Source organism: Plantactinospora soyae (assembly GCF_014874095.1).
In the GTDB taxonomy this organism is placed as follows: domain Bacteria; phylum Actinomycetota; class Actinomycetes; order Mycobacteriales; family Micromonosporaceae; genus Plantactinospora; species Plantactinospora soyae.
Genome location: NZ_JADBEB010000001.1, coordinates 1,793,538 through 1,807,375, shown reverse-complemented (window position 1 = coordinate 1,807,375; position 13,838 = coordinate 1,793,538). Strand labels below are relative to the sequence as shown.

Below are 13,838 nucleotides of genomic sequence, written 5' to 3'. Positions count from 1 at the left end.
TGGGCCGCGCGACGCACAATTGCGGGCATGCCACTCCCCCTCCCGCACCCCTCGGCCCTGCTCCACCTCACCAGGAACGCCGTCGACCAGGCCTCCGGCGCCGCGACCACACTTGCCGGCCTGCCGGCCCGCGCCTTCGAGGTGCTGGACGGCACCGAGGCGTTGGTACGCCGGATCGGCGCCGTGCTGGACCGGGTGGAATCGGTCCTCGAACGAGTCGAGTCCACTATGGACCGAACCGGTCAGCTCGTCGACGCGGCGGAGAAGACGATCGAGCAGGTGCGGTCGGTCACCGCCCAAGCGGTCGCCCCGATCGACGAGGCGGCCCGGATCACGGCGTCGGCCGGCCTGGTGGTCGCCGACGCGAAACTGGTCGCTGACCGGGCGGCTGCCACCATGGCCCGGGCCGAGGGGACCATGGCCACCGTCGACGAGCTGCTCGCCGCGTACGCCGGCACCCTGCGCAAGGGCGCGCCGATGGTGAACCGGTTCGTCGAGCAGCTCACCCCGGAGGAGGTCGACGCGGCGATCCGGCTGATCGACGAACTGCCCCGGCTGACCGGGCACCTCACCGCGGACGTACTGCCGATCCTGGCCACCCTGGACCGGGTCGGGCCGGACATCCACGATCTGCTCAACGTGACCCGGGACCTGAAGCTCGCCATCGCCGGCATCCCCGGGCTGGCGATGCTGCGCCGACGCGGCGAGGGGCTGTCGGCGGAGGGCTGAACCGGTGTGACGTGACGCAGTGCACTACCCGTGAGTAACCTACGGTGTCGTAACCTGTCCAGGTGAGTACCCCTGCGCCGATCCGGCTCCGCCCCGTCGACCTGGGCAAACCACGGATGCGAGGCTGGCTGCACACGTACGCCTTCTTCGTGGCCGTGGCGGCCGGCGTCGTACTCTGCTCGATCGCGGCGACCCGGCCGGGCTGGACACCGCTGATCAGTTGCATCGTCTACAGCGTCACCGTCTGCGGCCTCTTCGGCACCAGTGCCCTCTACCACCGCCGGGTCTGGTCGGAGCGCGGCTACCGCACCATGCGCCGGCTCGACCACTCGATGATCTTCGTGTTCATCGCCGGTACGTACACCCCGTTCTGCCTGCTGCTGCTCTCGGCGCGGAGCGCGGCCGTACTCCTGGCGATCGTGTGGTCCGGCGCGGTCGCCGGGGTGGCGCTGAAGCTGGTCTGGCCACACGCTCCCCGGTGGGTCTCCGCGCCCCTCTACCTCGCGCTGGGCTGGGTCGCGGTCGCGGTGCTGCCGGACATCCAGGACCGGGGCGGGGCGCCCGTGCTGGCGCTGCTGGTCGCCGGAGGAGCGGCCTACAGCATCGGCGCCGTCTGCTACGCGCTACGTCGGCCCAACCCGTGGCCCACGGTGTTCGGCCACCACGAACTGTTCCATGCCTGCACCCTCGTCGCGGCAATCTGCCATCACGTGGCGATCTACTTCGCCCTCTTCGTCTGATCCGCCGCGCGACGACCAGCGCCCCGCCTCCCGGACGGGAGACGGGGCGCTGGTCGAGGATCGGCCGGACTCAGCTACCGGCGGTCGCCGGTTCCAGGCAGAGCACTTCCTTGCGGCCCGGGATGACGATGGTCTGCGGGGTGTTCGGCGCGCACTCCGCCTTGTCGGTCACCTTGGAGACCACCTTGAACACGCCCTGCTCCGCGCAGTCCGCGATCACGGGAGTCCCGCCGGAGTCCTTGACGCAGGCGCCCACCGCCGGATTGAACGGGGGAGCCGCGTCCTCTTCCCCGATCTTGCCGAGCAGCCAGAGGGTGCCCAGCGGGATCGCCAGCAGCAGGACCGCGGCGACCAGCACCAGGAACAGCACCTTGCCGTTGCGTACCTGCGGCGTCGGGGGCTCGGGCTTGACCTCCGGCTCCGGCTCCGGCTTGAACGAGTCGAACCGGCCCTGATCGGCTCCGTCCGGTCCACCACCCCAGTTCGGGCCCGACGGGGACGGCGATCCGTACGGCGGCGCACCCCCGGGCGCGCCGAACGTCGTCGGGGCCGCTCCGGGGGGCGATCCGTAGGTCGCGCCGGCTCCGGGCGATCCGTAGGTCGCAGCTGCTCCCGGCGACCCGTACGCCGCCGGTACCGGTGCCGCAGCGTTGGACGCGCCGAAGCCGCCCGGTCCGCCGGCACCTCCAGGCATCGGCGGGCCGAAGTCCGGCTGACCGGGCCCGTTACCGCCGAACCGGTCCGCGTCGGCTGAACCGGGCCCGCCGAAGCGGTCGCGATCGGCCCCGCCCGGTCCGCCGAACCGGTCGCCGTCCGGCGAACCGGGTCCGCCGAAGCGGTCGGCGTTGCCGGGAGCCGGTCCGCCGAAGCGGTCGGTGTCGGCTGGAGCGGGTCCGCCGAACCGGTCGCCGTCCGGCGAACCGGGTCCGCCGAAGCGGTCGGCGTTGCCGGGAGCCGGTCCGCCGAAGCGGTCGGTCTCGGCTGGAGCGGGTCCGCCGAACCGGTCGGCGTTGCCGGGGGCCGGTCCGCCGAACCGGTCGGCGTCGGGTGGACCGAAGCCGGGTGCGGCCCCCGGGGGATCGATCAGGTCGGCGAAGGGTGAGCCGCCGGCAGCCTGGGGGCGGTTCGGGGCGTCTGCCTGGGGCGTCCTGGCGCCCGGAACGGCCACCCGGGTCGCTGGCGGATCATCCGGGAAACGGTCGTCGTGGTTCTCCGGTCCCGGCTGTGCGGGCGGCGCGCCGTAGACCGTCGGTCCGGCCTGTCGCGCGCTCTCGCCACCGGGTCGATCGGGCTCCCAGGCTCCGGGCTCGGCGGCGCGGGGCTGCTCGGGCTCGTCCGCCGGGGTGGCCCGGCCGTACACCCGTGGCTGCGGTGCCGGAATCGGGGCCGCGCCGACGTGATCGGCCGGCGGCAGGACCCGACTGGCGGCCGGTACGGCGGCACTGGCCCGGCCCACGGGTCGATCCGACTCGGCAGCCGGCTCCGGTCGTCCCACCCCGGGTACGGCCACCCGGCCGCCCACGGAGGAGTCCGTCGGCACCCGTGGCTGCGGTACGACCGGCATGGCGCCGGGCGCGGGAGCGGGAGACTCTGGTGCCGCCTCGGGTGCGCCCGACGGGAAGCCGCCCGGCGTCCAGCCGTCCGCCTCCCGGGGCGACTGGCCGTAGTCCGACGGTTGGCCGTAGTCCCGCCCGTCCGACGGTTGGCCGTACTCGCGGCCGTCCGATGGCGAGCCGTAGTCCCGGCCGTCCGACGGTTGGCCGTAGTCCCGCCCCTCCGACGGCGAGCCGTAGTCCCGCCCGTCCGACGGTTGGCCGTACTCGCGGCCGTCCGATGGCGAGCCGTAGTCCCGGCCGTCCGACGGTTGGCCGTAGTCCCGCCCCTCCGACGGCGAGCCGTAGTCCCGGCCGTCCGACGGTTGGCCGTAGTCCCGGCCCTCCGACGGCGAGCCGTAGTCCCGTCCCTCGGCCGGGAAGTCGGACCGCTGCGGGAAGCCGGGCCGGGCCGGATAGTCACCCGGAGCCGGCGAACCGGCCGGTGCCGGGCGCCCGGACTGCGGCGGGTAGTCGGGCGGGGACTGCGGCGGATAGTCGGCCGGCGGTGCGGCGGCCAGACTGGCGCCGGGTACCCGGGCCTCCTGCGGCGGCAGCGGTACGGCGTTCTCGGGCGAGAACCCGGGCGCCGGGCGCGGCTGGTAGGCCGGACCGTCGGTCGGGTTGCCGGGCTCCCGCCGGTCGAACTCGGGACGGGACGGCTCGAAGGCGCCGGGCCTGGCGTTCGATCCCGGGGCCGAGGACCAGGTCGACGGCTGCGGTGCCCAGGCTGCGGCCTGCGGCGCCCCGCCGTGCGGCTGTCCCGCTTCGGCCTGCGGGGGGTAGTCGGCCGGCCGCTGCGGATAGTCGCCCGCTGGCGGGCCGGACTCCGGACCTGGTCGCTGGGAGCCCCACGCCTCGCCCGGTCCCCATGGTGCGGGGTCGGCGAAGCCGCCGCCCCGGTTGCCCTGGGGGTAGCCGGAATTGTCGCCGCCCTGGTCGGGGTACGCCGAGCCGTCCGGAGCCGCCGACGGGTACGCCGGGCCGCCGGAGGACTGACCGGGGTACGCCGGGCCGCCGGAGGACTGGGCCGGGTAGCCGCCCTGCGGGCCGCCGACGGGCTGGGCGGGGTAGCCGCCCTGCTGACCCCCGGCGTGCTGGTCGGGATAGTTCTCCTGGCCGCCGGGCGTGCCGGACTGGGCCGGGTACGAGGGCGGGCTGCCGGGCGGGTCCGTGGACTGGCCGGCTCCGGTCCAGCGCGGAGGGCCGACCGGGGCGCCCTGCGGCGCAGGGGTGCCCCACTCCGGCGGGTAGCCGGCACCCTCGGGGGGCGTCGGCCTGGTCTGGGTGGGCGCCTCCGGCGGTGCGCCCCACTGCGTCGTCTCCGGGCGGGGGCGGGGTGCGCCCGACCCGTTGCCGGACTCGTCCCAACCGGGCGCGCCGGCCTGGCCGCCACCCGGGCCGCCCGGCTGCTCGTCCCAGCCGGTGGGTGCACCCGCCGGCCCGGATGGTGGCGGTGCCCATCCGAAGTTGGCCGGCGGCGCTCCGGCACCCTGGGGCGGGAACCGGTCGTCGCCCTGCGGTGTGGGACTGCCGTACGGGGCTGGGCCTGTGGCGCCCGGCGCAGCCTCGTCCGGCCACCGGCCGGGGTGCTGCGGATCCTCGGACGTCATGCGCGCGCCTCCTCCATCACATGTCGGCCGCGCCGATCGCGCGTCGGTCCTCCGGCCAGGGTCGGCGGTACCGGCGCGAAACCGGCTCAGCAAGCTCCCCGCACGGTAACCGGTCCAGGCCGGTGCCGCCCGGGGGCAGCGCCGGTCGCCGGGGACGCCGTCCGGAACCGTAAGAGCTGACGGGGTCTGCTCGGTACGCCTCGGGCGGTTGGTCGGGCGACGACCGAGCCCCACCGTACCGGGCGGCGTGGCAGGGGCGGAATCCCGGTGGCCTGCGCTGTGAAACGCCGACGGCCCGCCCGGAGGACCGGGCGGGCCGTCGATCTGGTGCGGAGGTGAGGAGGCTCCGCTGGGGGTCAGCCGTAGTAGCGCTGCGCGGCGATCAGGATCTCGTCGCGGACCGCCGGCGAACTGGTCGCCTGCAGTGCCCGCTCGATCGCCCGCGCGCGTCGAACGCTGGCCCGTCGGTTGCGAAGTCGGTTGATCATGCTCATGGTGTACGCCCCCTGGCTATTCGGTTGTCTTCCCGTCTGATGTGTCCATTCAACCGCATCGGGCCATCGTCTGCCACCGATTATTAGGTGAGCTGAGACACCAGCCTACGAATCAAAGGTCCAGAGGTCGTCGGGGCGATGGTTCTTCGTAACCTGATGGATACGGCCGGTGTGCTCGGGAGTAACCCGGAGCACACCGGCCGCGTCCTTTTGCCAGTGCGGGTGGAGCGTTGCGAACGTCAGGTCCAGCCGAGCAGGGCCGCCTCCGGATCGGCCAGGAAGTCGCCCACGTCACGCAGGAACTTCGAACCCAGCTCGCCGTCGATGATCCGGTGGTCGAAGGAGAGCCCCAGCGTGGTCACCTGACGAACCTTGATCTTGCCCTTGTGGACCCAGGGCATCTCCCGGATCGCCCCGAAGGCCAGGATCGCCGACTCGCCCGGCGGCAGGATCGGGGTACCCGTGTCGACGCCGAAGACGCCGACGTTGGTGATGGTCAGGGTGCCACCGGACATGTCCGCCGGCGCCGTCCGGCCGGTCTTCGCGGTCTGCACCAGCGCCGTCATCGCGTCGGCCAGCTCCCGCAGCGACAGCCGCCCGGCGTCCTTGATGTTCGGCACGATCAGACCGCGCTCGGTCGCCGCCGCGATGCCGAGGTTGACGTACTCCTTGACCACGATCTCGTCGCCGGCCCAGGTCGAGTTGACCATCGGATGCCGGCCGACCGCGAGCAGCACCGCCTTGGCGACCAGCAGCAGCGGGGAGACCCGGACGTCCTGCCACTCCCGACGCTTCCGCAGCCGGTCGAGCGCCTTCATCGACCGCGTCACGTCGACCGTCAGGAACTCGGTGACGTGCGGGGCGCTGAACGCCGACGCGACCATGTTCTGCGCGGTGAGCTTCCGGACGCCCTTGACCGGAATCCGCTGCTCCCGGTCCGGCCCGAAGACCGGGCCCGCCGTGGTCCGGGTCGCGGACGCCGGTTCGGCCTCCGTCCCGCCCCCGGCCAGAGCCAGGTGTACGTCGTCCCGGGTGATCGAGCCCAGCGGGCCGGACCCGATCAGGGTACGCAGGTCCACCCCGAGATCCTTGGCGAGCTTGCGTACCGGCGGCTTCGCCAGTACCAGCGCCTCGGGTCCGGTACCGGACCCGGCGGCGGGCGCCGGAGACGGCACGGTGGCCGTACGGGGTACCGGAGGAGCGGCCGGCACCGGGGTCGGAGCCGGCGCGGGCGCCGGTACCGAGGTGGGTGCGGACCGGGGCATCGGAGTGCCGTTCGGCCCGGCGCCCTTGCGGGGGCGGCGCTTCGCGGCAGCGGTCTTCGGGCCGTAGCCGACCAGCACCGCCGTCCGGCCGCCCGGTGCGGGCCCGCCGATCAGGCCCGGTTCGATGGCGCCCTCCGCCGGAGCCACCTCGACCGCCGCCAGCGAGGCGGCGGACGGCACCGGCAGGTCGCCGGCGCCCGGGTCGGTGTCGATGGCGAAGATCGGCATACCGACGTCGACCACCGTGCCTTCCTCGTGGAAGATCGCGGTGACCTTGCCGCCCCACTTCGACGGGATCTCGACCGCCGCCTTGGCGGTCTCCACCTCGACGATCGGCTGGTTCAGCTCGACCGTGTCACCGACCGACACCAGCCACTTGAGGATCTCGCCCTCGGTCAGCCCCTCCCCGAGGTCGGGCAGCGGAAACTCCCTGACTCGCGACATCGCGCTCACCAACCGAAGGTGCGGTCGACGCCGTCGAGCACCCGGTCGAGATTGGGCAGGTAGTCCTCTTCCAGCCGGGCGGCCGGATAGGGCGTGTCGAAGCCGGTGACCCGCAGGACCGGTGCCTCCAGCGAGTAGAAGCACTCCTCGGTGATCCGGGCCGCGATCTCGGAGCCGAGACCGAGGTTGCCGGGCGCCTCGTGCACCACCACGCACCGGCCGGTCCGCTTGACCGACTCGTACACCGCGCCGAGGTCGAGCGGGGAGAGGGTACGCAGGTCGATGACCTCCAGGTCGCGACCGTCCTCCTCCGCCGCGGCGGCCGCCTCCAGCGCGGTCCGCACCATCGGGCCGTACGCCAGCAGTGTGGCGTCGCGGCCGGGCCGGACCACCCGGGCGGCGTGCAGCGGGTACGCGTCGTCGAGCGGCGCGTCGAGGTCCACCAGACCCTTCTCGTGGTACCGCCGCTTCGGCTCGAAGAAGACGATCGGATCGTCCGAGGCGACGGCCTGCTGGATCATCGTGTACGCGTCCTGCGGCGTCGCGCAGGCGACCACCTTCAGCCCGGCGGTGTGCGCGAAGTACGCCTCCGGGGACTCCGAGTGGTGCTCCACCGCGCCGATGCCGCCACCGAACGGGATCCGGATGACGATCGGCACCTTGACCTTGCCCTGCGAGCGGTAGTGCATCTTCGCCACCTGCGACACGATCTGGTCGTACGCCGGGTAGACGAAGCCGTCGAACTGGATCTCGCAGATCGGCCGGTAGCCCCGGATGGAGAGGCCGACCGCGGTGCCGATGATGCCGGATTCGGCGAGCGGGGTGTCGATCACCCGGTTCTCGCCGAAGTCCTTCTGCAGGCTGTCGGTGATCCGGAAGACGCCGCCGAGCTTGCCGACGTCCTCGCCCATGATGATGACCTTGGGGTCCTGCTCCAGCGCGCGGCGGAGGCCACGGTTGAGCGCCTTGCCCAGGGTGAGGGTTTCGGTGGCCATCAGAGCGCGCTCCCCTCGAACGAGTCCATGTACCGGGCGGTCAGCTCGCGCTGCGCGTCGATCTCCGGCGAGCCGTTCGGGAACACGTTGTCGAACAGCGTCAACGGCTCGGGATCGGGCATCTCCAGCACCCGTTCGCGCAGTCGCAGCGCCTCCTGCTTGGCCTGCTCGTCCACCTCGGCGAGGAACGCGTCGTCCGCGATGCCCTGCTTGGTGAGGAAGGTCCGTACCCGCGCGATCGGGTCCTTGGCCTGCCACGCCTCGACCTCGCTGGCGATCCGGTACCGGGTCGGGTCGTCCGTGGTGGTGTGCGCGCCCATCCGGTAGGTGTACGCCTCGATCAGGGTGGGGCCCTGACCGTGACGCGCGTTGTCCAGTGCCGCCCGGGTGACCGCGTACGTCGCCAGCACGTCGTTGCCGTCCACCCGTACGCCGGGGAAGCCGAAGCCGGCGGCCCGCTGGTAGAGCGGGATCCGGGTCTGCCGCTCCAGCGGCTCGGAGATGGCGTACTGGTTGTTCTGGCAGAAGAACACCATCGGGGCGTTGAAGACGCTGGCCCAGATGAAAGCCTCGTTCACGTCACCCTGGGCGGAGGCGCCGTCGCCGAAGTAGGCGATCACCGCCTCGCCGTCGTCGGTGCCGGTCTTGCCGTCCATGTTCACGCCCATGGCGTAGCCGGTGGCGTGCAGGGTCTGCGCCCCGATCACGATCGTGTACATGTTGAACTTGAACTCGTTCGGGTCCCAACCACCGAGGTCGACACCCCGGAACAGGCCCAGCGGCATGATCGGGTCGATCCCCCGGCAGTAGAGCACGCCGTGCTCCCGGTAGGTCGGGAAGGCCATGTCCTGGGTGCGCAGGGCCCGCCCCGAACCGACCTGGGCGGCCTCCTGGCCGAGCAGGCTGGCCCAGATGCCCAGCTCACCCTGGCGCTGCAACGCGGTCGCCTCGGCGTCCAGCTTGCGGACCAGGACGAGGTCCCGGTAGAGGCTCCGGTACTCCTCGTCGGTGAAGTCGACCCGGTACTCCGTACCGTCGTGCCAGGTGACCTGGTCGATCCGGTCGCCGTCCGGAGTGAGCAGCTGCACGAGATCACCGGTTACCGGGGTTTTCCCGCCCGGTCGTGCGGACCGGGTGCCGGCCCGCCTGCCGCGGGTCGTACCCGCAGGATCGCTCTTCGCCATCCCTATCTCCCTGTCGTTCGTGCGTCGGCACCGGGGGTGTCCCGACCGCGCAGCTGGTGCGCCCGCCCGGCTGGTGCCGGACCGGGGGTGGCTGCCGCGCCTGACCCCGGTAGGGGCAGCCACGCGGCGTGGACCAGATTCTGGCCGATCCTGGTCCACCGAGCGCCGGCACCGCGTCCCGCCTGCCGCAGGGGGGTGCGCGGAAGGGTCTGGCCGCGTTGCCGTCGGCTCCATATTCGCAGAGCAGCTCAGCACACCTGTAGTTCGGCCTCCGCCAGATTCGGCTGGCCGCCAGGTTCGCACCAGATAAACCGATTTGATCGGGTACGGCGACCCGAACATCTCAAACTCCGTCGCTGACACGCTGTCTAAGGCTGGCAAACTCACCGTCACTACATCACTGTAGGTAGCGGAAATGTCGCCTGGTCGAGACAAGTCTCCGCCCGGTCCCATTCGGCCGATGCCGCCCCACCCGGCGCGCCGGTACCGATCTGTCCGCCCGATGACGAGGAGTTTTCCGTGCCCAACCACGGGAACGACGAGCCGGCTCCCAAGCTGCTGGCCCGGCACCGGCGGTCCGGCGGCGCCCACGTCGGGTACCGCCGGGTGACCGGAGTCCACCGGGCCGAAGGGCTGGCGGGACCCACCCGACGCTATCTGTTCACGGTCGCGTTGCTGGCTGGTACCTCGTCTTTGCCGATCCTGGCGGCGATCGGCAGCGGTTCGGCGACCGTGGCCGACGGGATGCCACCGGCCGGGGTCACTCCGTTCATCGCACCGCCGTCCGGCGGGCCGCTGGCGGTCGTACCGCTGCTCCCGACGACGCCGCCGGTGGTGGCACCGGGCCCGGCCGGTACGGGCGACCGGTCCCTGCGGATCGGATCGCCGCCGCTCCCCGCCTTCTCCGGCGGCTGGACCGACGGCGCCGGAACGTCGGGCCCGGAGCCCGGCGGGCCGCCGGACGTCGGACCGGGCCCGAACGAGTCGGGCACCGTACCGACGCCTCCGGGACCGGCGCCGACGCCGGGGCAGACCCTGCCGCCGTCGCCCGCTCCGTCGCCGTCCCCGGAGCCGTCGCCATCCCCGTCCCCGCCGTCCCCGGAGCCGTCCCCGTCGGCCGGGCCGACCGGTACCGCCCGACCGTCGCCGACGCCGCCGGGACCATCTCCGGCACCGACCGGTGCGTCGGGTTCGCCGGAGACCACTCCCTCGGCGGAGTCGACCCCGTCCACGGGGCCGACCGCCGTCCCCGAGCCCACCGCTCCCGCGCCGACCCCGGCGCCGAGCCCTGTTCCGGCACCCAGTGCCACCCCGGGGGCAGACCCTTCCCCCGGCCCGGGAATCGTGCCCGCGCCGAGTCCCGTCCCGGCACCGGCCGAGGGGCGTCGGGTCAGCTCCGGGTGAGGGACGGGCGGAGCATCGGCGGATGCAGCAGATCGGCCGACCCGCGTCGGTAGAGCTGCGCCGGTCGCCCTCGATCCCCCTCGGTGACCCGTCCGGCGGGCTCCACGAAGCCGGGGGTGCCGGTCACCTTCCGGTGGAAGTTGCGCGGGTCAAGTTGGCTGCTCCAGACGGTCTCGTAGACCGTCCGCAGCCGGGCGATGGTGAACTCCGGTGGGCAGAAGGCGGTGGCCAGCGGGGTGTACTCGAGCTTGGCCCGGGCCCGCTCCAGCCCGGCGGCCAGGATGACGTCATGATCGAAGGCGAGCTGGGCCTCGGCGATCCGGGATACCGGCAGCCAGTCGGCCGCGGCCGCGTCGGTACCGGCCACCGGCGGCGGTAGGTCCGGAAGCAGCGCCAGGTACGCCACCGTCACCACCCGACCGCGCGGGTCGCGCCCCGGCGTGCCGTACGTGCCCAACTGCTCCAGGTGGCCCACTGCCTCGGGTACCCCGGTCTCCTCGGTGAGCTCCCGAGCGGCGGCGTCCGCCAGGTCCTCGTCGAACCCGACGAATCCACCGGGCAGCGCCCAGCGACCGTGGTACGGCGGTATGCCCCGGCGGATGAGCAGGATGCAGAGCGCGTCCTGGCGAACGGTGAGGACCACCAGATCGACGGTCACGGCGAACGGCGGGTACTCGGCCACTGAATTATCACCACCTTGACGAGAAGCTATCACAGGCGTTATCGTCAGGAAGACGAAAAAGCCCGGTCCGCGAGGTACCGGTGCAGCACAATCCCTCAGACGAGGTCGCCGCCCGGCAACGGTGGCCTTGGGCGGCGCTGGCCACGGTCAGCGCCGCCGTGCTGACCGGCCGGCGGGGGGCGGACCGGTCTTCGGATGGGGCCGGCGGGCCCGACGTGCTCTCCCGCGTCGAGGCTCGCCGGCCCCATCCGCGTCGTCACCGTCCACCTCCTACCGGCCAGTAAGCACACTCGTGTGGACTATTCACCGGCCATCCACCCCTGGCTATGCTGACGTCTCTCGATAACACCGGAACACCCCGGTGACCTGTGACAGGAGGCAGCGTGGGTCGCACCAGCAGTAGGTGGAGCCGTGGCCTGCTGGCCACCACGCTCGTGACAGCGCTCGCGGTGGTGGCCGCACCGGCGCCCGCCCAGGCAGACCTGGGAAGCCTCGGCTCCTGGGCGTTGCGTAAGGCGGTGACCGCCAAGGGGGTGCAGAAGCATCTCAAGGAGCTACAGAAGATCGCGGACCGCAACGGAGGCAACCGGGCCTCGGGCGCGTCCGGCTACGACAGGTCGGTCGACTACGCCGAGAAGGTGCTCCGGCGTGCCGGATACCGGGTGACGCGGCAGCAGTTCGACTTCCAGACGTTCCTGATCAACACTCCGTCCGAACTGCAGCGGACCTCGGCGCCGGCCGGCGACCTGCCACATCGGATCATGAGCTACTCCGGCAGCGCCGACGTCACCGCGCCGGCCAGCGTGCCGACCGGCGACTCCCAGGGCTGCGCGGCCAGCGACTTCGGCCCGGCGAACGTCGGCACCATTGTCCTGATCAGCCGGGGTACCTGCCCGTTCGGGCAGAAGGCCAGCAACGCGGCGGCGGCCGGTGCGGCGGCCACCGTCATCTACAACAACATCAGCGGCGACCTCTCCGGAACCCTGGGCAACACGTACACCCTGGACTTCGCCGCGCTCGGCGTCTCCCAGGCACTCGGCCAGGAACTGGTCGGCCAGGTCGCCGGTGGCCTCACCCTGCGGGTCTTCACCGACACCTTCCGGGGCATGGCCAGCACCGAGAACCTCCTCGCCGAGTCGCGCTGGGGCAACCCCGGCAACGTGGTGATGGCCGGAGCGCACCTCGACTCCGTACCGGAGGGCCCGGGGATCAACGACAACGGCAGCGGCAGCGCCGCCCTGTTGGAGATCGCCGAGAAGATGAGCATCTTCCCGACCCGGAACAAGGTCAGGTTCGCGCTCTGGGGCGCCGAGGAGGCCAACCTGGTCGGCTCGACGCACTACGTGGCGAACCTGCCGGCGGCCGAGCGGGACAGGATCGCCCTGTACCTCAACTTCGACATGGTCGGCTCGCCGAACTACGTCCGGTTCGTCTACGACGGCGACAACTCGGCGTTCCCGCCCGGCACCGGATCGGCGGTCGGCCCGCCCGGCTCGGGTGCGATCGAGAAGCTGTTCCACGACTACTTCCGGTCCCAGCGGCTGGCCTCGGCGGAGACGCCGTTCTCCGGACGCAGTGACTACGGCCCGTTCATCGCGGCCGGTGTGGACATTCCGTCCGGTGGCCTGTTCACCGGAGCCGAGCTGGTCAAGACGGCCGAGGAGGCCAGGGTCTACGGAGGCACCGCCGGTGTCGCCTACGACCCCTGCTACCACCAGGCCTGCGACGACATCGACAACATCAGCCTGAAGGCCATCGACGAGATGTCCGACGCCGTCGCGCACGCGGTCATCACCTACGCCTACGACACCCGCAGCCTGACCGCGCCGACCAGCGGCCCGGCGAGTGGTACCACCGCGCCGGCCGGGGGCGGCGGCGGACTGCACGACGACCACGAGGTCGCGATCTGAGAAGTTCCCGGGTACGGCGGGGCGGTGCGAAAGCGCCGCCCCGCCGCCGTTTGCGTGAACCTGTCGGTGCTCACCGTTATCGTGGCGCCCGTGAACGTCCCACCCGTAGCCTTGACCTCGTGGCGCCCCCGACCGATCCCGGAGGTCCTCCGATGACCGCCGTCCCGATCGCCCTCGACCGGCCCGGCCCGCACGGCTACAGCACGGCAGACCTGCACGCCCTGCCCGATGACGGCCGGCGCTACGAGCTGATTGACGGGAGCATCATCGTGTCCCCCTCGGCCACGATCGACCACAACACCATCGCCCGCTGGATCGCCAACCTGCTGGAAGACTCCAGCCCTTCTGACGAGTACGCGGTCGGTACCGACCAGTCGACCACGGTCGACGACCACAACGAGCCCCGGCCGGACGGGGTGGTGACCCGGGCGCAGCACCTGCGGCGTACCCCGTTCCCGATCACCGACGCGCTGCTGGTCGTCGAGGTCGTGTCACCGACCTCCGCGCTCCGGGACACCGAGACCAAGCGGGCGCTGTACGCCCGGGCGGGCGTACCGGCGTACTGGATCGTCGTGCCGGAGGAGGAGAAGCCGACCATCGCCCTCGCCGAGCTGGTGCTCGACCCGGGCGCCCGGCAGTACCGGTACGTCACCCACTACACCACCGAGCCGTTCGCGACCGACCAGCCGTGGCCGGTCCGGGTCGACCTGCCCGGCCTGACCGCCCGCCGGGGCCGGCTGCTGAGCCGGACCGCCGACGAGCGTCAGTAGTCGGAGTTCCCGGGTC

General features: G+C 72.5%; 11 protein-coding genes. 4 read left to right on the top strand and 7 right to left on the bottom strand.

The annotated features are described in order from the left end of the window. Window positions 1-27 precede the first annotated feature (27 nt). A complete protein-coding gene (locus tag H4W31_RS08010) occupies window positions 28-729 on the top strand; it encodes a hypothetical protein (RefSeq protein ID WP_192766081.1) in 702 nt (233 codons plus the stop codon). A 62-nt stretch (window positions 730-791) separates the two neighbouring features. After that, the gene (gene trhA / locus H4W31_RS08005) at window positions 792-1,469 is read left to right on the top strand and encodes a PAQR family membrane homeostasis protein TrhA (RefSeq protein WP_192766080.1); all 678 of its coding nucleotides are present in this window, start codon (window positions 792-794) and stop codon (window positions 1,467-1,469) included. 70 nt (window positions 1,470-1,539) lie between these two features. On the opposite strand, the gene H4W31_RS08000 is transcribed toward trhA, so the two are convergent. The 7 genes from H4W31_RS08000 to H4W31_RS07975 all read right to left on the bottom strand — a co-directional run bounded on the left by H4W31_RS08000 (window position 1,540) and on the right by H4W31_RS07975 (window position 11,142). Next, the gene (locus H4W31_RS08000) at window positions 1,540-4,674 is read right to left on the bottom strand and encodes a hypothetical protein (protein WP_192766079.1); all 3,135 of its coding nucleotides are present in this window, start codon (window positions 4,672-4,674) and stop codon (window positions 1,540-1,542) included. Between the two features lie 356 nt (window positions 4,675-5,030). Next, a complete protein-coding gene (locus H4W31_RS43675; RefSeq protein ID WP_264084277.1) occupies window positions 5,031-5,162 on the bottom strand; it encodes a hypothetical protein in 132 nt (43 codons plus the stop codon). A gap of 245 nt (window positions 5,163-5,407) precedes the next feature. Then, the gene (locus H4W31_RS07995) at window positions 5,408-6,877 is read right to left on the bottom strand and encodes a dihydrolipoamide acetyltransferase family protein (RefSeq protein ID WP_192766078.1); all 1,470 of its coding nucleotides are present in this window, start codon (window positions 6,875-6,877) and stop codon (window positions 5,408-5,410) included. A gap of 5 nt (window positions 6,878-6,882) precedes the next feature. Continuing rightward, window positions 6,883-7,872 (bottom strand): alpha-ketoacid dehydrogenase subunit beta, encoded by a 990-nt coding sequence (locus H4W31_RS07990; protein ID WP_192766077.1) that lies wholly within the window; start codon window positions 7,870-7,872, stop codon window positions 6,883-6,885. Continuing rightward, window positions 7,872-9,056, bottom strand: a complete 1,185-nt coding sequence (gene pdhA / locus H4W31_RS07985; protein ID WP_192766076.1) for a pyruvate dehydrogenase (acetyl-transferring) E1 component subunit alpha — start codon at window positions 9,054-9,056, stop codon at window positions 7,872-7,874. Before pdhA ends, H4W31_RS07990 begins: the two co-directional genes overlap by 1 nt. Before the next feature lie 653 nt (window positions 9,057-9,709). After that, a complete protein-coding gene (locus tag H4W31_RS07980; RefSeq protein ID WP_192766075.1) occupies window positions 9,710-10,366 on the bottom strand; it encodes a hypothetical protein in 657 nt (218 codons plus the stop codon). 80 nt (window positions 10,367-10,446) lie between these two features. Then, complete coding sequence (locus H4W31_RS07975; RefSeq protein ID WP_192766074.1) at window positions 10,447-11,142, bottom strand: NUDIX hydrolase; 696 nt, start codon at window positions 11,140-11,142, stop codon at window positions 10,447-10,449. Between the two features lie 383 nt (window positions 11,143-11,525). On the opposite strand from H4W31_RS07975, the gene H4W31_RS07970 reads away from it, so the two are divergent. Together H4W31_RS07970 and H4W31_RS07965 are read left to right on the top strand one after the other, a co-directional pair. Continuing rightward, window positions 11,526-13,052 (top strand): M28 family metallopeptidase, encoded by a 1,527-nt coding sequence (locus tag H4W31_RS07970; RefSeq protein WP_192766073.1) that lies wholly within the window; start codon window positions 11,526-11,528, stop codon window positions 13,050-13,052. Window positions 13,053-13,204: 152 nt separating this feature from the next. Beyond that, window positions 13,205-13,822: a Uma2 family endonuclease gene (locus tag H4W31_RS07965; RefSeq protein WP_192766072.1), complete on the top strand. Its 618-nt coding sequence runs from the start codon at window positions 13,205-13,207 to the stop codon at window positions 13,820-13,822. Window positions 13,823-13,838: the final 16 nt, after the last annotated feature.